At 42.4% G+C, this 22644-nt stretch carries 25 protein-coding genes; 11 read left to right on the top strand and 14 right to left on the bottom strand.

Annotation, left to right across the window (positions count from 1 at the left end; translation table 11 throughout):
* The 6 genes from C7Y66_RS22935 to C7Y66_RS22960 all read right to left on the bottom strand — a co-directional run.
* Positions 1 to 500, bottom strand: a 500-nt coding sequence (locus C7Y66_RS22935; RefSeq protein WP_146149855.1) for a dicarboxylate/amino acid:cation symporter, incomplete at its 3' end; no start/stop codon positions are given.
* 174 nt (positions 501 to 674) lie between these two features.
* The gene (locus C7Y66_RS22940; RefSeq protein ID WP_106547377.1) at positions 675 to 1442 is read right to left on the bottom strand and encodes an amino acid ABC transporter ATP-binding protein; all 768 of its coding nucleotides are present in this window, start codon (positions 1440 to 1442) and stop codon (positions 675 to 677) included.
* Positions 1408 to 2865 carry an ABC transporter substrate-binding protein/permease gene (locus tag C7Y66_RS22945; RefSeq protein ID WP_106547378.1) on the bottom strand — a complete coding sequence of 486 codons (1458 nt, stop codon included), beginning with the start codon at positions 2863 to 2865 and terminating at the stop codon, positions 1408 to 1410. The genes C7Y66_RS22940 and C7Y66_RS22945 overlap by 35 nt, the downstream gene beginning before the upstream one ends.
* 281 nt (positions 2866 to 3146) lie before the next feature.
* Positions 3147 to 5237, bottom strand: coding sequence for an FHA domain-containing protein (locus C7Y66_RS22950; RefSeq protein ID WP_106547379.1), 2091 nt, complete (start codon positions 5235 to 5237; stop codon positions 3147 to 3149).
* A gap of 187 nt (positions 5238 to 5424) precedes the next feature.
* Positions 5425 to 7491 (bottom strand): serine/threonine-protein kinase, encoded by a 2067-nt coding sequence (locus tag C7Y66_RS22955; RefSeq protein WP_106547380.1) that lies wholly within the window; start codon positions 7489 to 7491, stop codon positions 5425 to 5427.
* 282 nt (positions 7492 to 7773) lie between these two features.
* Positions 7774 to 9213, bottom strand: coding sequence for an FHA domain-containing protein (locus tag C7Y66_RS22960; protein WP_106547381.1), 1440 nt, complete (start codon positions 9211 to 9213; stop codon positions 7774 to 7776).
* Positions 9214 to 9525: 312 nt separating this feature from the next.
* Here C7Y66_RS22960 and C7Y66_RS22965 point away from each other — a divergent pair, with 312 nt between their 5' ends.
* The 3 genes from C7Y66_RS22965 (at position 9526) to C7Y66_RS22975 (ending at position 11637) form a co-directional block, all read left to right on the top strand.
* Positions 9526 to 9861: an N-acetyltransferase gene (locus tag C7Y66_RS22965; RefSeq protein ID WP_233222808.1), complete on the top strand. Its 336-nt coding sequence runs from the start codon at positions 9526 to 9528 to the stop codon at positions 9859 to 9861.
* Positions 9862 to 10092: 231 nt separating this feature from the next.
* Positions 10093 to 11154, top strand: coding sequence for a GTP-binding protein (locus tag C7Y66_RS22970; protein ID WP_106547382.1), 1062 nt, complete (start codon positions 10093 to 10095; stop codon positions 11152 to 11154).
* Positions 11155 to 11412: 258 nt separating this feature from the next.
* Entirely contained in the window at positions 11413 to 11637 is a 225-nt protein-coding gene (locus C7Y66_RS22975; protein ID WP_015156373.1) for a hypothetical protein, read from the top strand.
* Between the two features lie 99 nt (positions 11638 to 11736).
* On the opposite strand, the gene C7Y66_RS22980 is transcribed toward C7Y66_RS22975, so the two are convergent.
* The 5 genes from C7Y66_RS22980 to C7Y66_RS22995 all read right to left on the bottom strand — a co-directional run bounded on the left by C7Y66_RS22980 (position 11737) and on the right by C7Y66_RS22995 (position 15085).
* Entirely contained in the window at positions 11737 to 12192 is a 456-nt protein-coding gene (locus tag C7Y66_RS22980; RefSeq protein ID WP_041462584.1) for a nitrate reductase associated protein, read from the bottom strand.
* Positions 12193 to 12368: 176 nt separating this feature from the next.
* Positions 12369 to 12512: a hypothetical protein gene (locus C7Y66_RS31305; RefSeq protein WP_158265984.1), complete on the bottom strand. Its 144-nt coding sequence runs from the start codon at positions 12510 to 12512 to the stop codon at positions 12369 to 12371.
* 208 nt (positions 12513 to 12720) lie between these two features.
* A complete protein-coding gene (locus C7Y66_RS22985) occupies positions 12721 to 13236 on the bottom strand; it encodes a hypothetical protein (protein WP_158265985.1) in 516 nt (171 codons plus the stop codon).
* Positions 13178 to 13684, bottom strand: coding sequence for a DUF6152 family protein (locus C7Y66_RS22990; RefSeq protein WP_106547384.1), 507 nt, complete (start codon positions 13682 to 13684; stop codon positions 13178 to 13180). The genes C7Y66_RS22985 and C7Y66_RS22990 overlap by 59 nt, the downstream gene beginning before the upstream one ends.
* Before the next feature lie 21 nt (positions 13685 to 13705).
* Entirely contained in the window at positions 13706 to 15085 is a 1380-nt protein-coding gene (locus C7Y66_RS22995; protein WP_106547385.1) for a hypothetical protein, read from the bottom strand.
* Positions 15086 to 15255: 170 nt separating this feature from the next.
* On the opposite strand from C7Y66_RS22995, the gene C7Y66_RS23000 reads away from it, so the two are divergent.
* Positions 15256 to 16134, top strand: coding sequence for a LysR family transcriptional regulator (locus C7Y66_RS23000; RefSeq protein ID WP_106547386.1), 879 nt, complete (start codon positions 15256 to 15258; stop codon positions 16132 to 16134).
* Here the strand turns inward: C7Y66_RS23000 and C7Y66_RS31310 are convergent.
* A complete protein-coding gene (locus tag C7Y66_RS31310; RefSeq protein WP_158265986.1) occupies positions 16124 to 16309 on the bottom strand; it encodes a hypothetical protein in 186 nt (61 codons plus the stop codon). The two genes, C7Y66_RS23000 and C7Y66_RS31310, sit on opposite strands and share 11 nt — an antisense overlap.
* Positions 16310 to 16332: 23 nt before the next feature.
* On the opposite strand from C7Y66_RS31310, the gene C7Y66_RS23010 reads away from it, so the two are divergent.
* Together C7Y66_RS23010 and C7Y66_RS23015 are read left to right on the top strand one after the other, a co-directional pair.
* Complete coding sequence (locus C7Y66_RS23010) at positions 16333 to 17109, top strand: cyclopropane-fatty-acyl-phospholipid synthase family protein (protein ID WP_106547388.1); 777 nt, start codon at positions 16333 to 16335, stop codon at positions 17107 to 17109.
* 68 nt (positions 17110 to 17177) lie between these two features.
* A complete protein-coding gene (locus tag C7Y66_RS23015; protein WP_106547389.1) occupies positions 17178 to 17516 on the top strand; it encodes a cupin domain-containing protein in 339 nt (112 codons plus the stop codon).
* A 66-nt stretch (positions 17517 to 17582) separates the two neighbouring features.
* Here the strand turns inward: C7Y66_RS23015 and C7Y66_RS23020 are convergent, their stop codons facing one another.
* The gene (locus C7Y66_RS23020; protein WP_106547390.1) at positions 17583 to 18761 is read right to left on the bottom strand and encodes a serine/threonine-protein kinase; all 1179 of its coding nucleotides are present in this window, start codon (positions 18759 to 18761) and stop codon (positions 17583 to 17585) included.
* Positions 18762 to 19321: 560 nt separating this feature from the next.
* On the opposite strand from C7Y66_RS23020, the gene C7Y66_RS23025 reads away from it, so the two are divergent.
* The 3 genes from C7Y66_RS23025 to C7Y66_RS23035 all read left to right on the top strand — a co-directional run bounded on the left by C7Y66_RS23025 (position 19322) and on the right by C7Y66_RS23035 (position 20751).
* The gene (locus C7Y66_RS23025) at positions 19322 to 19918 is read left to right on the top strand and encodes a hypothetical protein (protein WP_106547391.1); all 597 of its coding nucleotides are present in this window, start codon (positions 19322 to 19324) and stop codon (positions 19916 to 19918) included.
* Positions 19919 to 20150: 232 nt separating this feature from the next.
* A complete protein-coding gene (locus C7Y66_RS23030) occupies positions 20151 to 20336 on the top strand; it encodes a hypothetical protein (protein WP_106171313.1) in 186 nt (61 codons plus the stop codon).
* A 79-nt stretch (positions 20337 to 20415) separates the two neighbouring features.
* The gene (locus C7Y66_RS23035; protein ID WP_015156365.1) at positions 20416 to 20751 is read left to right on the top strand and encodes an antibiotic biosynthesis monooxygenase; all 336 of its coding nucleotides are present in this window, start codon (positions 20416 to 20418) and stop codon (positions 20749 to 20751) included.
* A gap of 98 nt (positions 20752 to 20849) precedes the next feature.
* Here C7Y66_RS23035 and C7Y66_RS23040 read toward each other — a convergent pair whose 3' ends face one another.
* The gene (locus tag C7Y66_RS23040) at positions 20850 to 21647 is read right to left on the bottom strand and encodes a bifunctional 2-polyprenyl-6-hydroxyphenol methylase/3-demethylubiquinol 3-O-methyltransferase UbiG (RefSeq protein WP_106547392.1); all 798 of its coding nucleotides are present in this window, start codon (positions 21645 to 21647) and stop codon (positions 20850 to 20852) included.
* A gap of 90 nt (positions 21648 to 21737) precedes the next feature.
* Here C7Y66_RS23040 and C7Y66_RS33095 point away from each other — a divergent pair, with 90 nt between their 5' ends.
* Together C7Y66_RS33095 and C7Y66_RS23045 are read left to right on the top strand one after the other, a co-directional pair.
* Positions 21738 to 21863: a hypothetical protein gene (locus C7Y66_RS33095; RefSeq protein WP_255410044.1), complete on the top strand. Its 126-nt coding sequence runs from the start codon at positions 21738 to 21740 to the stop codon at positions 21861 to 21863.
* A gap of 135 nt (positions 21864 to 21998) precedes the next feature.
* Positions 21999 to 22418, top strand: coding sequence for a hypothetical protein (locus tag C7Y66_RS23045; protein WP_106547393.1), 420 nt, complete (start codon positions 21999 to 22001; stop codon positions 22416 to 22418).
* Positions 22419 to 22644 lie beyond the last annotated feature (226 nt).

The following is a 22644-nucleotide window of genomic DNA, read 5'->3' on the forward strand; positions in this document are numbered from 1 at the left end:
GCTTTATCTCCAATTAATTGAATACCAACACCAATTAAAGCAGCAGAAAAAATCGTCTGAAGCAAATTTCCCGTGCTTAATGCTTCTAAAGGATTAACCGGAATTAGACTCACCAACCAATCAATCAAAGATTGCTTTTGAGTCATTTGCGTAACTTCCGCGATCTGAAAGCCAGTAACTCCTACTCCTGGTTTTAAAATAATAGCCAGAGTGATACCTAAACCAACTGCGATCGCACTAGTAACTACATAACTAGAAATTAACTTTAGCGTGTATCTACCGACTTGAGTTGCATTTTGAATCCGAGTTAAGCCAAGAATCAGCGAAGAAAAAACAATCGGCACAACTACAAATTGAATCAGACGTAAGAAAGCCTCACCAAGAGGAGAAAGAAGGTAGTAGTCGAGAAACGCGATCGCGTCTGGAAAGCCATAAATTAACAAGATCCCAAAAGCAATACCTAATCCAAGCGCAGCTAAGATTAACGTTGATAATTTCATTAAATCAACTATTTTGACAGAACTTTTTACCTGAGTATATATTATAATATTTCACGAATACAGCTTAAAAACTCTTTGTGTCCTTCTTTGCGTCTTTGCGTCTCTGCGCGAAACAAAAAAAATATCCTCCTCCACCCAGCTAGATAGAGAAGATAAAAAACTAAGTCTCCTCAACTACAATATCTTCTCCAAAAATTGCTTAGCGCGATCGCACTGAGGATTAGTAAAAAACTGCTGAGGCGATGCATCCTCCGCTAACCGTCCTCCATCTAAAAACAAAATGCGATCGGCAACTTCTCGCGCAAATCCCATTTCATGAGTGACGATCGCCATTGTAATCTTAGTTCTAGCAAGATCTTTCATAACTTCCAACACCTCCTTCACCATTTCTGGATCGAGAGCCGAAGTTGGCTCATCAAATAGCATAACTTCTGGTTTCATAGCCAAAGCACGAGCAATCGCCACTCGTTGCTTTTGTCCTCCAGATAATTTTGATGGATATATCTTAGCTTTTTCTGCTAAACCAACTTTTTCTAGCAGTTCCATTCCTTCGTGACGGGCTGTATCTTTCGGTACGTGCTTGACTTTAATCGGAGCATAAGTGACATTATCCAACACGTTCATGTGGGGAAATAAATTAAAGTGTTGAAATACCATGCCGACATTTTGACGAATTTTCATAATATCGGTATGACGGTCAGTAATATCTGTACCATTAATATAAATCTTGCCCGCAGTCGGTATTTCCAGTAAGTTAATACATCGCAAAAAAGTAGATTTTCCCGATCCAGAGGGACCAATAACTGCTACAACTTCTCCTTTTCTAATTTGAGTAGAAATCCCTTGTAACACTTTCAGATTGCCAAAGGATTTATCTAAATTTTCGATATTCACTGCAACATCTCGATCAAGTGCTACGCTGTAATCTTCTTTCAAGTGCATATCCACCCCAAGTCAGACTTATGACTAATAAGTAGTAAATTAATCCAGCAAAGATGAGCGGTTCAAAGTAGATATATTTTTCCGCTCCCACAATTTGAGCGCGACGTAAAATATCGGCTACGCCAATTGTTGAAACTAACGCTGAGTCTTTTAGTAAAGCAATACTTTCGTTTACCAAAGCAGGTAAAATATTTTTGATGGCTTGGGGCAAAATAATATCCAACATCATTGGTTTGTAAGCAATACCTAAAGATAAAGCTGCTTCCCTTTGCCCTTTATCCACTGCTAAAATACCACCGCGAATTGTCTCGGAAATATATGCTCCAGAGTTAAGTGTAAAGGTAATAACTCCGGCTAATAATGCGGGAATATCAAACCCCGTGAGTTGAGGTGTGGCGTAGTAGACTAAAGCAATTTGTAGTAGTAATGGCGTGCCACGAAATATCGAAGTATAGGCATTGGCAAACCAGACAAGCGGCTTAAATGTTGAAATTTTGAATAGTGACAGAATCGTACCCCAAATAAAGCCAAAAAACGCTGATAATGCTGTAAATAGGAGCGTGATTCTGATGCCATCAATGATAAACGGAATACTCGCCGCTATCTGTCCAAAACCAGAATTAGCTGTATTATTAGCTGGTTGTTCGTTATTCCCAAACCATTTATTAATCAGATTTTTCATTTCACCGCTATCCTGTAGTTGCTTGAGGACGCGATTGAAATCTCCGACTAAATTTGAGCCTTTAGGAAAAGCGATCGCAGAGCCAGCTGCTTCTGTATTGGGAATAGTATTAAACTCCAAATCGGGATTATTAGCAATAAATCCTCTGGCGATCGTGTCTTCTATAATTGCTGCTTGAATTCTGCCTGATTTTACTTCTTGAATAATTTCTGCAATTCTATTTAAAGGAACTATAGTTACTCCTTTAAATTTTTTTGCTTCTTTCTCTTGCAAAGAACCAAGTTGAACCCCGACTTTCTTTCCTGCTAAATCTACTGTTTTAGTTAAATTGCTACCTTTTTTAGCGACAATCGTGTTTTTAGCTTCGTAATAAATGTCAGAAAAATCAACATTCTTTCTGCGTTCGGGGGTGGGTGTCATTCCCGCCATCGCAAAATCAGCCCGTCGAGATTGTAAAGCAGGAATGATACCGCTAAAATCAGTATCGCGAATTTCTAGCTCAAAGCCTAATTCTTTGGTGATGTACTTAGCAATGTCAACGTCAAAGCCGATAATTTCGTCTTTACCTGTTGCAGTGTCGCGAAACTCATATGGGGGATAATCGGCTGATGTTACCATTACCAGTTTTTTGCCTGCATATGGCTGTTGGGCGACTAGTTCGTTTACCCAGCCAAAGCAGAGACTAACAAATAATGCCGTACTCAATAAAAGTGCAAACAAAAGCCTTTTTTTTCTGGGCATAGCAATCAACTTTTGTTTTTATCTATGGTGTTGAACTGTTGCTAAGCTATATTTGAGAGATTTTAAGAACAGTTCCAACTATCCTAAGACTTATTTTCAGAGTTAGGCGATCGCTTTGCTACAAATTTATCGCAATTCTCGATTGCGTGCGTGATGTTTGTAGGGCGCACGGCTGTTAGGGCGCACAGATGTGCGCCCCTACACCCTTAAACAGGGGGAATTAAAGCCCTCTTTTCAATTCAGTTAGGGAATCGAGCGAGTATCTCCTGTGAAAATTCAGACTAAAATCTTTTTAGCTTTTGCAATTCAGCTTTTTCTTTGTCCAAATTTCTGAGTTGGATTTTTTGCTGTTCTAAATTACTTTTAAGTAACAACTGATTCTTTTCAATATCGATAATATAAGTAGTAAATCGATCGTTAGCGATTTCTAGAGCATCTTTCAATCGCTTCTCTTCCGTCTCTAAAACTGTCGCAATTTCCAGAACTAATTTCTCGACTAAATTTTTACTCAAAGACTGATAGTGATTGGATAATTCTTTTCTTAATTTATCAGCGATCGCCTCTAGCTGAAGCGTGGTATCTTTCTGATAAGTGTAGGTCAGCAAACAAATTAATAAAAATATCACAATACCAAACAGAATAGGATTCTCTCTCAAAGGTTGGGTAATACTGGAAATAACTTGCTTACCACCACCACTGACTCTTATCCCAATAAACATAGCACCAAAGCCAACTAGAAAAGTAAATTGCATCATGTTGGCTCGGATTTGTTTCAGGACATATGTTAGTGGAGAAACTCCTTGATAGCGACCTTCATAAGGAGCTTCAATAAAAGAATTCATTAAGCTTTTTTGAAGGTCTATGCGTCGGTCAGAATAAAAAAGGGATTTATCTAGGTTTATCGATGGTAAGAAATTGAGTGTTTTATATACAGTTTCAACTATGGTATTTAATCCACCTTCACCATAAGTCGTAGTCACTAATTGCCATTCTTTATCTGCCCACTTTTTCAATTCATGGCTGCAAAAATATGTCAGATCGGCGTTAACGTTACCATTCGCAGTGACTGGATTTTCTGCTCTTAGTTGAATATATTGAAATCCCCCTTTTTTCAAAACTTGTGGTTTTAGTCGCTCGATAAACTCTTCAACTTTGTACGTAATACTTTTTTTACTATACGTATCTAATAAAGCAGCTTTCGATTGATTGATTTCGAGCTTAACTTGCTTAAAAAACTTATCCTTGTCATCGCTAGCTTTTCGTAAAGCTTTCTTCGCCTGCTCTTTTACATCGTCAGTTGCTAAACCTTGAATTCGCGCTTCTTCTTGCTGAAGTGGTTGAGCGATCGCCTCAGCTTCGCGATCGAGAACTTGCTCTATGACGCTAAGTTCTTTTATCACTCGTGCAGTCAATCGTTGAGCTAAAATATCTTCTGGCTTACCTTTAATAAATGTTTCTAAAGATTGACAAAATTTTTCTAGTTCCTGTTGCGCTACTGAATTAATTTCTGAGGTTTGAGTTTGGAGAGAGAACGAACTGAGAGATAGAACTACTAATTCAAAAACATCACTTAGATCTTGACTGCGCAGCCAGGTTTCAACTTGAGTTAAACTCGGGATACTACCAATAACGACGCACTTAGCGATCGGTGCTGCATTAGCGATCGTTATTAATCCCTGCCAAGCGTTTGTAAGTGTGGCGAGATCGCACACCAAACAAAGAATATCGCAATTGACTATTTCTACTAAAGATTCTGGGTATTCAGTCGTTAAACTGTACTCAAACACAAATTCTGGATAAGCCGAACTTGCTGATGCGGCGAGAGTAATGCGATCGCCTGTCTGTAATTTTTGGCATCCTTGTAATCGAACTCCATTAATATAAGTCCCATTAGTGCTGTTGCGATCGCAAATTTCCCAAGCTAAATTTCCACAAGGACTAATTTGAGCGTGATTCCAAGAAACTTTTTTGTACAAACTTGAATCGATTGCTATTTCGCTATCAGGATTACGTCCGATACTAGTTGTTTCAGTAGTAGAGAGCGGGTATACTTTTTCGTGGCTAGATGTCGATAATACTAGTATGGCACTTCCTGCCGATCTCACGGGTTCGACCTGCTTTGGTAAAGCGCTGACTCCAACCTGATAAAATTGCGATAATCTATGCCGCTCGAAATAAATCTGAAGCGATCGCGCTGCGATCGAGTTATTGCTGACAATTTGTAATTTTATTTTTTCTGTTTTGAGACAAGCGGCAATTTTTTCTAATTCTTGAAAAACCGTTCTAAATTTTCGATCTCGCTCAAAGTTAGTGCTGACAAATTTTTGAATTTCCTGAATTCGTGCTTGTAGCTTTTCATATTTGGGTGACATAAGTTGTCAGTTATCAGTTATCAGTTATCGGCGCTCGGTGACGAGATGAAGAATCTAGTGACTGGTGACTAGTGACTGGTGACGAGATGAAGAATCTAGTGACTGGTGACTAGTGACTGGTGACTAGATGAAGAATACAGCTACTAGCCACTAGCCACTAGCCACTAGCCACTATTAAATAAACACACTACCAACCTGGATTATTATCCTCGGTGCTGTTACCATTTGGTTCTTGCTCGATCGGACTGTCAGGTACTGCTTCGGCGGCGCTACTATTTTCATCCACGCATCCAAATGCTGGATCGCCGTTGGGACATGGATCTGACGCATCTGGCTCGACAAATGTAGAAGTTTGTTTTAACTCTGGGATTGATGCTTCAGGAGTTGATTTAGCAGCTTTACTAGATCCTGGAATCTTCTGCTGTATGGGAGAATTTACAGCTTTGATAACTGGCTGTGGCTGTTGAGGCAGGACTTGAGCTGGTTTAGCAGTAGCGGGAGATGGAGTTGGCAGATTTGGTTTTTGCGCCAGTCGAGAATTAGCTTGCTCGACAATTTCGTTACGTTTTGTATTCCAAAATAGCGTGCTGGATGGAATTTTTTTAGCTGTGTTAACTGCATCCTGCCATCGACTTTGACTGAGTGCTTGTTCTGCTAGTTTTAAGTAGTCTTGATTCGTTTTTGATTCTCTTTCCCAAGTAGCGACTGTTTGTCTTACGTCTTTAAAAATAGAGCTTTTTGGAGGAATTGCTCTGGTTAATAAAACAGCTTTTTCAAAATCACCATCTCTTTCATAAGCGTCTTTCGCTTCTTGAAAAATTCTCTTAGACCATTGACTAGTGAGTAGTTGAGCTTCTTCAAACAAAGGTTGCTCCGCTGGCACTGTAGACACGATCGCTAGCGCCTCAGCAATTTTGAATTCCTCTGCTAAAGCTTTAGCTTGAGCGATGCGACACTCATTAACCGATTTCGTTAAATTTGTTTGTGCTTGTTTATCTTCAATGGTGTTGCTGCTAGGAATGTTAATAGTTGCGCCATGCTTGATGCATTCTTCGTATTGTTTTGCTTTTTTCAGCACTTCAACTTGTGCCAAGCCAGATTTGATGCTTTCTTTATTCATCACGACGAGTCCGAAAGCAGCCGCGACACTAACGACAGCAGCAGCACCCATAGTCATTCCCAAAGGAGATTTGAGTTTAGCCGCAAAATTAGCTAAACCACCCGATCGCTTGCTAGGTTGAGTGCTGGGTGAATTTGTCCTGATGTTTTGGTTCGTCGCTGGCTGAGTGAAGTTAACTGGAGTCTGAGGAATTGACGGAGCCGAAAACTGACTGCTGGGATCTGTCGCTGGTAAGACGGCGTATTGACTGGCTTGTTGCGTCTGCGAGTATTTGGGGCGTTGGTCTAACTCTGTCGTGGCATAACCAGCGTTGATTGAATATGGCGATCGCAATGCCTCTATAACTTCAGCTGCTGACTGATAGCGCTCTCTAAAGTCGTAGCGTACCATTTTGTCGATCGTTGCTGCGAGGCGATCGCTAACTTGTGCCTGACCTTGCCAGTCAATTTCTCCCTGAAAATTTTCTCTTAAATCTTGCGTCGTGAGTCCGGTGAGTGCCTGAATCGCAATGACTCCCAGGGCGTAGATATCGCTATTAAATTGCGGTCTACCTCGCGCTTGTTCCGGTGGCATATATCCAACAGTACCCACGGCGATCGAGGCGCTAACTTGGCTTTGAGCTGTCAGCAGTTGGACGTTAATCTCTTTAACAATACCAAAATCTACGAGGACTAATTTATTATCTTGTTGGCGACGAATTATGTTATTTGGTTTGACATCGCGATGGATTGCCCCCTGCTGATGCACGAAGTTAAGAATCCCTAACACGTCTAAGAGCATTTGGATTACTCGATCTTCGTGCCAACGACGACCACCGAACAATTCTGCACTTAGCAAATGTCCTTCGATTAACTCTTGCACCAAATAAAATTCTTGGTCTTGCTCGAAATAGGCTAGTAATCTGGGAATTTGGTCGTGAATTCCTAGCTTTTCTAAAATTTTGGCTTCTTTATCAAATAATCGTCTAGCTGCTATTAAAAAGTTGGTATTGCTATTTGCTGGCTTCAAATGTTTGACTACACAGCAAGGATTACCAGGACGACGGGTATCTTCAGCGATGTAAGTTTGGCTAAATCCACCTGCACCCAAGACTTTCAGGACTCGATAACGCCCATCTAATAATTGACCTAGCATTGATGTGATATTTTGCGAGTTAAAGATGCATTCAATTGAAAAGTAGATGATTTCGGATATTCTCTGTTTTTTATTTACTTTTTGTTAAAAAATTGGTTAGTAAGGTAATCCGCAATCAGACAAGTAATTCTAAAACCTAACTATGACAGATTTATGGATTATGAAATCATAAGCTTTGCTAAAAATATTTACTGTTCTAATTACGCAGTACAATTACTATAAAGTAGTAGGGACGCACAGAGAAAGAGCCCCTACAAAGATCGCGCACGCAATCGAGAATTGCTATAACTGCCACAGCGCGATCGCCTTGTCGCGATCGCCACTAGCGAGGAATTGCCCGTTCGGACTAATCGCGATCGCCCCAACTTGCCATGCATAGCCGCAGATAGCATACACTTCCTCTGCTGCACTTAGATCCCAGACTTTGAGTAATTTATCTTCAGTCGCGATCGCTAGTAGTTTACCATCAGGACTAAAGGCGATCGCGTTTACCGCAGCCCGCAAAGCTGGCAAAGCAGATTCTTCACCCGTATCGATATGCCACAGTTTAATAATCTTATCTGCACCGCCACTAGCGATAATTTGACCGTCAGGGCTAATAGCCACCGCATTCACCCCTAATTTGTATCCTTCCAGTTTGTGGATTTCTGCACCCGTGCCGAGATCCCATAGTCTCACGGTTTTATCCGCGCTGCCACTCACTAGCATCTGACAATCAGAACTAAACGCAACGCTATTTACAGCCGAACTATGACCGATAAAAGTAGAGATTTCTTCAGCCGTGCTGAGGTTCCAGAGTTTGAGTGTCTTATCGGCGCTACCACTGGCAAGAACTTGACTGTCAGGACTAAACGCAACGGCATTAATCGCCGATTTATGTCCGTTAAAGGTATTGACAACTTGCCCAGTATTGAGTTGCCACAATTTGATGGTTTTATCAGCGCTACCGCTAGCCAGAACTTGACCGTCAGGACTAAACGCAACTGTACGTACCAAATCTGAATGTCCGGTTAATGTCAGAATTGTTGGATTTAAACCAAGCTCCCATAAGCTTTTACCAGTATCGGGTAGTGCTGGAATAGCAGGACTTGCAGAAATGACAGCAGATATAGGTTCGGGGATTGGAGCGATCGCTGCTGCTTCTGGTTGGGCGATCGCCGCAGGTTGTTCCACCACTTCAAGCTGTGGTGCTGGCTCCGCTGTCTCAATTTCAGGAGCGGGTGGCTGTACTGCTTCAGGTTGCGGTGGTTCTGGTGTAGCAACGATTGGTTCAGGCTCAACTGCTGATTCTGCTACAGGGACAACTGCATTTGCATGAGCTTCCGTTATCGGTTTTTGGGCGCTCGTCGGAGCTTTAACGAGTACAGTCGCAGGCAAAGCTTGGCATTCAAACAAAAACTCTGCACCTTCCCAACTGAGGGTAATGCGATCGCCCGATTGCAAGCTTCGCCATTCTTCGCCAATCTGCTTCCCGTTAATATACGTGCCGTTGGTCGCGCTGAGGTTGCGAACTTCCCAAACAGGCTCGGAACTTTTTTGCCAGCGTAACTTGGCGTGATAGCGCGAAACCGTCGTGTAACGCTTAGGATCGAGGGCAATTTGACAATCAGGCGATCGCCCAATGACAATTTCTTCATTGGGAGAGAGAAAATAACGCGGTTGTTCTCGCGCTCCCGCTGGCTCGGAAGATTCGCAAAGCGTCAGTGTAGCAGAAGATTGCATTGTCAGTTATCAGTTATCAGTTCTCTGCGAGCGGTTATCAGTGTAGAAATACGACATCTTACCTGATATACAAACACCAATCGGTCTTGCATTCAAGAGAAGCGATCGCCCCAAACTTGCGATCTCTTAGTAGAACAATATACTAAATCGAGCGCGTAATTCTACGTGGGATTGGTTGTCAGTTGTTAGTTGTTGGTTGACTGATAACTGGTCACTGATAACTGATAACCGACAACTGAAGTTTATTGACTTGGATAGGGAACGAACTCATTTTTTGACAAAACCTCTAATGCCGTTATTGGGTATTACACGTTGAGCGGAACGAGTATTATTGCAGGAGAACTACCAGCCCAGATAGTTAAAAAGCTGCCGAGATATCCAAGTTTACCAGCAACTTTGCTGGGACGATTAGCAGTTGATGAAAATTACCGAGGCAAGGGATTAGGCGAAGAGTTATTGATGGATGCCTTGTACCGCAGCCAGTCACATGCAAATGGTGTCGCTTCAATGGCTGTAGTGGTTGATGCCAAAGATGAAAAGGCTCGTTCTTTGTACGAACATTATGACTTTATTCCGTTTCCAGATCGTCCAAATCGACTATTTTTGCCAATGACTACGATAGTCAAGATGTTTAACTATTCAACTTAAAGCTTAACTTGCCTTTTTGGATTGCAGCTACGTCACTTCAGGCGATCGCTCATTCGAGGCGATCGGTTTCCAGCGGAGATTGAGTCGGTGTATCGATCGCGAATTTTGCTAAGCGCCTCCTGAATTCATCGAACGCGACATAATGAATAAAGATGGGGCAAGAGTGTAAGTCATACTTCTTGCCCTAGCAGATTGTAAGATAAGACTTTCAAGATTTAAATCAGCAGCGCTATGCAATCAGCAGTAGGTTCTGACCAATCTCCCGCAATGGATGCACCGAAACAGGGGCTACCAGTCACTATCATTACAGGCTTTCTCGGTAGCGGTAAAACAACTCTGCTCAATCACATCCTGACTAACCAGCAAGGTCTCAAAACAGCCGTTTTAGTGAATGAATTCGGCGAAATTGGGATTGATAACGAGTTGATCGTCACCACAGGCGATGACATGGTGGAGTTGAGTAACGGTTGTATCTGCTGCACGATTAATAATGATTTGGTAGAAGCCGTTTACAAAGTGTTGGAACGTCCAGAAAAAGTTGATTATCTCGTCGTAGAAACAACAGGAGTTGCCGATCCTCTCCCTGTGGCGCTGACTTTTCTAGGCACGGAGTTACGCGACATGACACGCCTAGATTCAATCATCACGGTCGTAGATGCGGCAAATTACAGTTTGGATCTGTTTAACTCTCAAGCAGCTTACAGTCAAATTGCCTATGGGGATGTCATCATTCTTAACAAGGCGGATTTAGTCGAGGAAGCAGATCTCGATCTTTTAGAAGTCAAGATTCGGGATATTAAAGATGGGGCAAGAATTTTGCGGACAACGCGATCGCAAGTTCCTCTCCCATTGATTCTTAGCGTCGGTCTGTTCGAGTCGGATAAGTATTTCGATACTCCCGCCGTTCACGACCATCACGACCATCACGACCATCACGACCATCACCATCATCACTCCGATCACTTAGAGAACGATGGTTTTACCTCAATATCTTTCCAAAGCGATAAGCCACTGGCAATTAGAAAGTTTCAGTATTTTCTAGACAACCAACTTCCTGAAAATATCTTCCGCGCCAAGGGGATTATGTGGTTTGAGGAAAGTCCAAAACGCCATATTTTTCACCTCTGCGGTAAGCGCTTTACTCTAGAAGACGAGGAATGGAACGGCAAACCCAAAAAGAATCAACTGGTACTGATCGGACAAAATCTAGATCGAGAGGCTTTGCTTCAACAACTACAAAACTGCATTTGTCTGCCTTCTACCAGTCGTGGTAAAGGGTTTAGCAAAGGATGAATATATGGCGCAAAGATGCAGAGCTGATTTAGCGCCTTTGCGGGAAATACTTGGCATTACATTCGTAGGGGCGCACAGTTAGCTGTGCGCCCCTACACACTATGTACCCTACGTAACTGAAAACAGCGATTTATGTTAGGAGATATTGCGATCGCATCTCCACAAATGTAAAAAAATGTATTTCTAGCTACAGACGTATTTATTTATCCGCCAAGTCATTGTAAAATCGTATCAATAAATACAGTTTTACTTATAACCGTGTCACAAATCGATTGGGAAGAAGCTTTTGAATATTTGCCAGGACTTGTAGTCGAGCTGAAGTCTCGTCCCGGCGTAATAGATACGATCGCGGCTTACGATCTAACTATGGTTCCCCCCATTTGGTTAGAGAAAGATCCGCGCCCCCGCTATCCTCACGAATTGCAGATTGTCTCGCGGGAAAGAGTACAAGCGTGTCAACTGGTAGAGACAGTTAACAGTTAATAGTGGTGCGTGGTGCGGGAAAATACTACCGATCGGCGATCGATGAGCAATGCCCATGAACGGCTATTTTATTAACTAGTTAACAGTAGAGAGCTTACTCTAATCGATCAGGTGAAATTCTTTGAGTGCGGGTAGAAAATTTCGGTTTTCGTGGCTCGAACGGCTGAGTTTAATTAATGCAAATCTTTCTACGGGTGGTAAATTTGCCCATTGCTCTGAACTAAGCGTCACGCCAAATTCGCCAGCTTTCTCCCCAATGCTAGCAGGAACGGTTGCTGCATTCATCCAATCGGGATTCTCTTCTACTGGCAGTTCGCTAGCTGATTTACCAGTATATTGAAAAACTAAGTCTTGCAACCACTGACGATATGCTTGAATTTCTGCTGGCGTATTACAGGGGCGATCGATGAGTGCTTGTCGATCTTCCTGACTGAATTGGTTCCATTCAGGTAATTTCAGTTTAATTCCACAAGTATCTAACTTGTAACGTACCTGCATGGGAATACAGCGCAGGGAGTCTACAAAGTCAGCTTCAAATTGAAAAAATCGTGTCATATCATGATTCGCGATGCGAGAACGGCATTGGATATAAAGCATCGCCCATACTTCCAGCGTAAAACATCAGCAACCCATCTCCGACAACCTGCAATCGCGAATGCAAAATTCGGGATTAGGTTGCTAACCGCTGCCGCGTTGGTCACTGGTCACTGGTCACTGGTCACTGGTCACTGTTAATGTTGTGTTTTTTCTTGTAGTACAGAAAGCATTTGTTTTCTGACTGCATTCGCCCAAAGATCGAAGTTAAAATCTTTGCTATCGGCGATCGCGTTATTTGTCACGGGTTGAGTTTTTTGATGTTGTGCTTTTTTATCCATTGTGCCTCTGAGTAATAGATTGAGAAATTTTGTGGTTAGTAATATCTATACAAAATTAGTCATAAATAATAAACAGTTATGATGTGGAAAATGCATCAAACTGATTAGCTTTTAGAATATACAGGAAAGTACTACCTATACTCAAGCATGAATTTGTACTTAACTTGAGCAAAAAGAATTGACAGTTTGACTAAATTGCCTGAAAAGCTCAAGTATAGGCAATAAAGCGACCGCAGATAACGATCCCCGTCCATGCGAGTAAGGAGATCGTGGCGATCGCTTTTACAAAAATTAATTGTTTCATCTGACGCGATCTAGAAAATTGCCAGTGGAAGATAGCTGCATTTAATAGAGCGATCGCAAGTAGTAGCAGCTTAAATCGAAATGCAGGGTTTACAGCCAATAAAGTTGCTTGAGCTGCAAACAGCAGTAATCCCGAACCGACTACGACAATAAAACTCATCCGTGCTAGCCGCAGCAGATAGATTACGCTATCGGCAATAGAAAAGCGACGATAGTAACCCATCATTCGCAAATCGAAAATGGTGATGCAGCCAAATAACACGGAAAAACCGAGAATGTGCATCACCTCCAACCAAGGATAAAACTGTCGTGCGAGTTCGCCAATTGCAGAATACTCTAGCCATTCCAAACTATTCACTGGCTCAACTCCGACATCCGTTGACTTGATTGGCGGTTTTTGCTCGTGCAACTGTCGTACCATCAGTTACACGTGCTAAAAGTATCCTGAGTTGATTTGGTGGCTCGCAATTACGCAACACTACTAACTGTACTGAGTTTCCCACTTGCAAACGGTCTTGCAAAGGAGCAACCATCGAAGTTACGGGTGGAAATTCAACCCTTTGCTGCGTTCCTAACAATTCAGGAGAAACTGTCAACTGTTTTTGAGTATCTGTCCCTAATTCGCTAGCTGACAACTGACGAAACTCGGGTGGCACTTCTAGATTTTTAGGTATTTCTACAATGAGAGTACTGTGGGGAGATTGCCAGCGCACTTGCCGCACTGTTCCTTGTACGTACAGCGGACGGCTGGCATCGTATTCTCCTGTAAAGCCGTGATGGGCTGCTACTTCTTTAGTAACGCTCGCGGCTGAAAAGAGAACGATGACGGTAGTTATTCCCAGTTGAATCCACTTTTTAGAAATAGACATGGAATTCCTCCTCTACCATTTTTAGGGAATTAATTTGACAATGTGAGCGCCCCGCATTACGGGGATTTTTACATCTAGTTGCACTAACTTGGGTTCTATACCGTCCACTAAGCGCCAGAAGTCGATTGTTGTCTGTTCTACAGATCTCTGTGGGTTGAAGTGAGCGAAATTTGCCACGGCAAGAAACTGACCGGAAGCATCAAAGGTAATTCCTTCAGGTAAAATGCTTTCAAACGGATACGAGCCTCTGGGGGTGAGTATTCCAGTTTGGCGATCGAAATCAAGTAACGTTAGTGAAGAGTAGTAAGTTAAGCGCGGGTCTTTAGGTGGTAAAAACGAATTTTCCATATTCAGCGATACAACTCGTTGCCCATCGGGACTAATAGCAAATTCTTCTGCTGAAGCACCTACAGGGGCAGTTGAAACGATTGTATGCGCGACTTTCCCAGCTCGATCTGCTGTATCGTTAAAATCAATAACTGCAAGTGTTGAATTACCAACGCCAACATAGAGATCGGCAGTTCCACCAAACCAATACAAATTTGTGACAATGAAGTGGCTGCCATCGGGAGTCCAATGTCCGACAGAGGGAAATTTTCCGGTAATGAGTGGTTCACCCCAAGCTTCTAGCTTGACGTTGTTACCTGTAACTTGATATCGCGCAAATCGAGCTTCATTCTGCATGGCAAAGGTTCCAGCCAAAAAGTTGCCACGGGGCGAAAATTCAATATGCAATGATGCTTCGGTCGCACCTGGAAATTTCAAAATAGACGGTTGACTTAGTTGCCCGTTGCTTTGAATCTGATAGATGTAAATATGCTCGTTTTCGTTGCGCGATACGCTGACGGCAAGTAGTCTACCATCGGGGGATAATGTTGCTGCCTGAGTCCGTCCTCGTACTTGTACTGTTTGCACGATCCGAGGTGAGGTAGGATTGGAAAGGTCGATCGCATTGATATTCTGCCCTGGTTGTAGCTGCGTCCTTTGGGTTGCCCCTGGTGGCGGTGGGCGATCGACTTCTGTAACGTAGGCAAAGCGTCCATCTTGAGAGATTGCTAAGTTAGAGGGCCAAGCCGTGACTGCATTAGATACGGGTAAGCGAATTGGATTTAACTCCCGTAAATCATGAGCAAGGGGAATTAGGGACAGTTCATCTCTCATTTGAGGCGATCGCGCCCCCAAATTATTATCTATGTATGCCGAAGCCACCATATCGGCATCAGAAAGCACGGCAAGATAGCGTCCTTTGAATTGGAAATAGCTAGGAAAGATTTGACCTATAAATGTTGAGATTGTCGTTGTACCCTCGGTGTTGGGGCGTTCTTGAGCGATTCCAGTTTTGGTGAAGAATGCGATCGCCAAAAGAACAGCAAACGCGATCGCCCAAACTCTTGTTTTCATCAACGTAGTTCACTCAAATTCTCAATTTGTCATCTTTTTCGATGCTAGCTTGAGGTTTGGTAAAAATTAATACAGATATTAATTGGGATTGATTCACTATTAGGATTAATCGGTAAATCAGATGCAAAAAGAAAAGCGATCGCCACTCCTAGCGTTATGAACTTAGCTTTATGAACATAGAATGGTTGCGTTGCTTTGTCGTCCTGGCAAAAACCCTAAATTTCAGACGTGCTGCCGAACAGCTACATATGGCGCAACCATCACTATCACGGGCGATCGCTCAACTAGAATCAGAACTAGGAGTTAAACTTGTCAACCGCACCACGCGCCAAGTCCAACTTACAACGGCGGGAAAAGTTTTCTTGACGGAAGCGCAAGCAATTTTACAAAGAACAGAGCAAGCAATTCGTGCCGTGCGCCAAACTGCTATACAAGCATCGGGAAGATTGGGTGTAGGATTTACAGAGATGGCATTACACACAATTGTGCCAAAAGTCCTATCTGTATTTCGCGATCGCTTCCCCCAAATCGAACTCGACATTCTGGAAGCCTGCACGGAAAATCAAGTAGAAGCCTTACGACTTGCCAAAATCGATGTCGGTTTTCTGCATCCACCACTTCGCACATCATTTTTGACGGTGCTGCCAATTTATCGAGAACCCCTGATGTTTGCCTTGCCTGTGGGACATCCACTGTCACTAAAAGAGGCGATCGCTTGGTCGGAACTTGCTGATGAAACACTGATACTACACCAGCGACAGGATGGACCCGTATTGTACGACTATATTATCCATTGCTGCGAACGAGCGGGATTTACCCCCAAAATCGTTCACAGAACTACAGGACAAACTTTCATCGGCTTGCTAGCAGCACAATTGGGAATTAGCCTTTTAGCACCAAGTATGCAGCAAGTCAAAAATCCAGGAGTGGTATTTGTGGCGATCGCCGACGACGCACCAACATTAGAGTATGCTTTTACATGGCGACGCGAAGACGCATCACCCATAGTTGAAGCATTTCGTCAAGTAGTTGAAGAAGTTAATTGTTGAATGGTAGTTGGTAATGGGTAATGGGTAATGGGTAATGGGTAATGGGTAATGGGTAATTGGTAGTTGGTAAGAGGTCACTGTTCCCTGTTCCCTTGCTTCGCCGATCGCTAATAACTAATAACTGAGCTAGCTCATAGAAAAACCGCAGCGCATTTGTCACAGTAAAGGTAGCCAAGAATTAACTTAGAGGTCAAATGTATGACCCACGCTACCCTTAATTACGAAACTGCCCCAGGACATGAAGTTTTAGCAGCAGCAGGCAAAAAATATCTCCGTCCAGGCGGACGTTTAGCGACAAAGCAACTATTTCAATGGGCGAATTTTCAACCTGAGGAAACGGTTTTAGAATTAGCAGCGAGTTTTGGTTTAAGTGCGATCGCAATTGCTCAGCGCTATGGCGTGCGGGTTGTGGGAATTGAGAAAAATCCCGATTCTGTGGTTCGCGCTCGTGCTAATGTTGCCGCATCAGGTTTGAGCGATCGAGTTGAAATTATTGAAGGCGATATCTTTCATCTCGATCGCTTGACAGAAAAGTTTGATTATGTATTGGCAGAAGCGATCCTGACCATGCAATCTCCGCCAGGAAAAGCGAAAATCTTAGCAGGAATTCGCGATCGCCTCAAGCCTGGTGGTAAGTTTTTATCTCACGAACTTTTAGCACAAAATCGAGAAGAAGAGATTCACCGCGCTTTAGCACAAGCGATCCGAGTCAATTCTACGCCTTTATCAGAGTCTAATTGGATTGCAGCTTGTGAAGCGGCTGGATTAACAGTACAGCAACATCAAACTGGAGAAATGGGATTGCTCAAACCGCAGCAAATGCTTGCAGACGAAGGTATTTTTAACACAATTCACATTTGGTGGAATGTACTGACGCGATCGCAAATTCGGCAACGAGTTTTAACAATGCGCCAAGTTTTCCAAAAGTATCGGCAGGACTTAGGTTACATTATTGTGTCTGCTGTTCGCTCTTAAGCTCACACCTATCAACAATAGCTTGGAGCATTTTGACTTTTAACTTTTAACTTTTAACCGAGGAATTCATGAGTACCACCCTATTACCCTTACGATCTTCATCCACGCAGTTACGGGCAAATATTGAATATCCCCAAGCTGGGGTATTGAGTAAAGTGCTGGTTAAAGATAGTTGCTGTCAATACACTCTGTTTTGTCTCGCGGCTGGAACTGAAATTTCCGAACATACATCTACTCGCAACGCTACCGTCAACGTGTTGGATGGCAAGGGAATTCTCACCCTAGAAGGACAAGACATTGTTCTAGAACCAGGAGTATTCATCTTCATGCCTGCAAATGCTCCTCACGCTTTAAAAGCCCAGGAAAACTTAGCTTTTTTACTAACCTTGTCAGAGAAAAATGAGTAAATCTAAATCGTGAAGTTTTTTAGTTCTGACTTTTGACTTTTGACTTTTGACTTTTGACTTCTTGTACTAGCTACTTTTCAAGGGAATTGATACAGGATACTTTTCTGGTTTGAAGGCTGGTGTGGGGGAGTGGGAGGCGAAATAGATACCTACGAGTAAAGTCGCTAAAGCGATCGCGCCAATTCCTAAATCGATTAAGGAAGTCGATCTTTTGGCTGAAATCGCAGCTGTAGCTTTGCTAATTGTATTTGGTATTTGTAATTGCGGGCGATCGCCCCAGCTATAAGAAACAGTCTCTTCTTCACCCAGTAAAGAGTGCGAATCTTGCGCTACTGTGGGTATCTGAACCTGAGTACCATGTAATTCGTGAAAACCATAATGCAGCACGGGTTGATACCGATTTGCTAGAGGTTCTAGGGCTGCTAAGACTTCCGTTGCAGATTGGTAGCGATCTTTAAAGCCGTAGCGCACCATGTTATCTATAATTTGCGCTAGTTCGGGGCTGATTTTACGATAGTGTCGCCATAGAATTTCACAGGTATCTGGATCGGTATCTAGCTGAGTCGGATGGATACCTGTCAAACCTTGAATTGCCACCATCCCCAAAGCATAGATATCGCTGTTAGGACGAGGCTTGCCTCGTTCTTGTTCTGTAGGCATGTAGCCAGGAGTGCCGATTGTAATTGTTGCTGGTAAGCCAATGGAAAACGTATTGATCTTCTGCCCTTGCAGCGTCACAACCTGCGTCCATGCTTGTTTGACCGAACCAAAATCAATTAGCACCAGACGGCGATCGTGCTTGCGCCTGAGCAAGTTATTTGGCTTGATATCGCGATGAATTAAGCCGTGCGAGTGAATAAACTCTAAGATTTGCAGTACTTCTTGCAACATGTAAAACACTTGGCTTTCACTCCAAGGCTTACCTGGTTGTAGTTCTGCACTTAAGGTATGCCCTTGTACGAATTCTTGAATGAGATAAAATTCTTGGTTTTCCTCAAAGTGGTCTAGCAGCCGAGGAATTTGATTGTGACATCCTAATTTTTCTAAAGCTTGGGCTTCACCTGTAAACAACCATCTCAACGTTTGTAGGGCATTAGGAGAACTATTGGCAGGTTTGAGATGCTTGACTACGCATGTAGGGCGATTGGAAATATGGGTGTCTTGAGCGAGGTAGGTCTGACAAAAACCCCCTGCACTCAGAACTTGCATGACTTGATAACGTCCCTCTAGTAACTTGCCTAACATTGTAGTTGACCGAAAGTTTTTGACCCAAATTTCTCGATCCAAATTTTTATGGACGGCAGCCCACTATTGGTTGCTCAATCGATCGCATTCGTACAATTTGTAAAGTTAACTCGATCTATTTCTAATAATCTGTTACCCAGTTATAGTTGTCTGTATATGCTGCACGGTTTCATTTAGCTTGGTTGGTGGACTGTAACGAGACTCATTCAAGTTTTACACTATCTTCATAGATTATAGAGCAGGGTTGCAGGCAATAAGAGCGATTGAAACCGCAATTCCTGCGTTATGCTCTGTTTGCTGCAATTTCTTGCAGGAATTTGAACATTTCCTGAACTGAGCATCGATTGCTCCCTTGCTAGGCAGAATAAGGCTTGTGACTTTGCCATGAGATCTCATAGAGCGACTGTAGCTAGAAAATGAAAGCAATTTATAAGAATAGCTTATGTAACTTTGTGTTACCTTGACCTACCTATTGATATAGTTGCTGTTTTGAAGGGGAAGAATACAACTAGATTCATGAAATCGCATGTCAATTGAACAATTAGTAGGATAAATTTCAAATGCCGCATTCAGCAAATTTGATTGGAGGTGTTTCTGTTGGAGAGATGAAACTGCCTCAACCTTTAGCGAATTTGTCAGCAGATTATAACCAACTAAAACTCAATGTTTTTTTGCTAGCTAACTATAAATTTTACCCACAGCAAATTGTTTCTTTAGAAAAAACGTGGGGTGGAGTTAGAATTAGACACACCGTTGCTGAATATCCTGCCAATATTGTTTTTTTGACTCAAAGTACTCAGAGCTTTTTTAATTGCATTAAACAAGCTGGTTTTCTACCAGCAGCGCGTGTTGAGGAATTTCCTCGTCGAAACGGTAGTCCTATTTACTGGCAAGTTGTCGTTTCAGCGCTTGTGTTATGGAATATTTTTTTATTAGTTTGTGCTAATTATTCCTATCTAAATTTATCAGTTTCTACTTTAAGTTTACCCTTTTGGTTTGTTTTGTTCGTGTCTATTTCAGTACAGCGATCGCGCTTCGTACAAAGTTTCTTTCTCAAACCAAATCGCCATATAGAAGAAGTTGCCCCCGTGTTTAGATTTCTTGCCTTAGTATCTAGCCTGTTTGCAGTTTTATTCGTTGTTCAAGGTTTAATTTAGTAGAACTGCCAGATTTAGATTTTAGATTTGGGTTCGATCGCTATGGCAAAATAGCAGAAGGTAGAGTGCGGCAATCGGGCATCTTACACAGCTCGTAACGTTTGCTGCATTCCTAGCCCCAAGCTGCGATCGCCACAGTTTCGCAACAAAATCTATAGTTTTAATCAATTGTGAGAGCAAAAGACTATAAAATCATTTTTAACGATTAAATCTACAGTTATCAAAATTCAAAATGGATGTGAATCCACAAGAAGTCAAACAAGTTGCCTCCCAAATTCTAGCCGGGATGCTCGCCAATCCTCATATTTACCCTAAAGTCAGCGATGAAGGTGGTCAGGGACAGCAAGAACAAGAACTAATCGTTGTAGCAGTTGAAATGGCTAAAAAGTTATTAGAAAAGATAGAACAGACAAATTAATCAGTCGTAAGTCGTAAGTCAGAAACTACTTACTAATGATAAATGACAAATGACAAATAATTTATTCAGGTGATCGACGATGGATTTTCAGGATTTTCTCAAACGGCAATATACTCAAGTTACAGTTGGAGAATTCAAACCGGGCAAGTTTGAAGAAGCAAGAAGAATTTACGAACAGGCAGTTTCAACTTATAGACATGGGTTTAAAGGTGCATATCTCCTGCAAGAACCAGGTACAGATCGAGGCGTTTCTGTGATTTTCTGGGAAAGTGTAGATGAGATGGAAGCTAACGAGCATGAGGAAAACTACAGGAGCATACTAAAAAAGATGTCTCCTTTATTCGATCGCGCTCCTACAACTACTCTTTATGAAGTGGTTTGTCAAATTCAGCCCCAGGCAGCGGAAGAAAGCTGAGAGGGGAAGAGAGCTGAGGGAGCGATCGGGAGCTGAGGGGGAAAAGAATCAACCGTCAACCAATGACCAATGACCACTGATAACTGTCAGCAAGAGCGCTATCTTTTCTTTCCTAAAGCAATCATTGTTGAACCGTTGGGGAAGTTTTTGAATAGATACCAATCTAACATGCCAAAACCAACGCAAGCTTGAGGTATGCGCTTAAATAGCCTACCTTTAGGGGCAAGGGTTTCAAATAAATGGGCGCGATGGTAGATTTTATAAATATCTATCCCGACCTCAGAGCATAGAGATTTCAGGTGGCGATCGCAAAGTCGGCGTAGATGTCCTGGTTCATCGGTTTTAAATCTGCCATAACCATCAAATGATGGCTGCAAGCCTCCCGTCAAGCGATTTTGCCACCATTCAAAAGAAAATTTATTAGCGCAAGGCGTGGATAATATTGTCATTCCTTGCGGTTTGAGCAATCGACCGATCTCTCTTATAGACTGAGCAACATCACCTACATGTTCTAGAACTTCTATGGAGATGATGAGATCGAAAGAATTGTCAGGTAATGTAACTGTTTCATCACTCATGGGAGTATATTGAGCTGACGAGTATATATTTTTAGCAATTGTTAATGCTTCGTCTGATATATCACAGCCGTGGAGAGCAGATGTAGGAAAGAAATCTTTTAACAAATTGAGATATCGTCCTTCGCCACAACCATAATCTAAAATCGATGCTGGATTGAAACCGCTCGATTTTATTTGCTTCAATATATCTTGCATTGCATAAAATCTACAGGACTCAAATAATCCTGAAAAGTCCTGCATATAACCTGCTTGAAACCGAGAATCATAAAACTTTTTTTGGTTTTGGAGTGCCTCGTAGGAATAGGACTGTTCGTTCATGTTTTGTTAAGGATAGGGGATTGGGGAGTTGAGGGAGCAGTTATCAGCAAGTGTAGAGACGTTACATGTAACGTCTGTACATAGTTATCAGTGACCAGTGACCAGTTAATTCCGAATTCCGAATTCCGAATTCCCTCGCCCCTCGCCTTAAATTTATATACGATCGCCAGAAATGGTGCTACTACGGTTCACAAATTATTCACATTTTTCTTTTAACTTCAGATTTAAAGTCAGACAACTTAGCCGGAGATCGATCGCCGATCGCTGGTCAACGGTAAACTGTCAACGCACTGTCAACCACTCTGTGTTGTCTTGTCTACCGATGGGTGAGTGAAGTGGAAGGCAGCCATTATGTGTATATCTAATAGTACCTGTAAGCCACATGTTGAATTAGCCGTAGATGTGTTTAAAACTCAGACACCTACGCTAATTAGCTCGCTTAAAGACTTTTTTACCGCTTTACCTAGCCCTAAATGTGTCGAGGAGATCTTAGCTACGGCACTTTATCAGCTTGCCGATACCGATCCCGATGCTTGTCGTTGGCTTTTACGTCATCCTCAATATCTCGAACCCGAACTAGATTTGGTAGAGTGGGCAACCCAGTTTGCCCTGAAGAAACTCCAAGCACAAGGGTTTGTACGGGAGCAAGATTTTCAGTTCGAGCCGAATGGTAAGTTACATGCCTGCGATCGCGCTAAAGTAAAGCTGAGTGTAGGTAACTCTACTGCTGAAAAGTTGATTTTAGAAGAGATTTTACAAGTAGGTAATTGAATATTTTATAGAGACTTACATATAACGTCCCTAGAATTCTACCACCCACAATCAAGGAATCATCCATGAGCTTAGACACTGTTTCTCAGCCTACATCAGTCGTAGAATCCAATCTGCAACAAACTGGTGAATATGACTTCGATCGCTTCAAAGAGTCAGTCATGGACACATATGCCCGTTTCCCGATTGCCTTAGAACGGGGTGCGGGTTGTCGAGTTTGGGATAC

The organism is Chroococcidiopsis sp. CCALA 051, from assembly GCF_003015105.1.
In the GTDB taxonomy this organism is placed as follows: domain Bacteria; phylum Cyanobacteriota; class Cyanobacteriia; order Cyanobacteriales; family Chroococcidiopsidaceae; genus Chroococcidiopsis; species Chroococcidiopsis thermalis.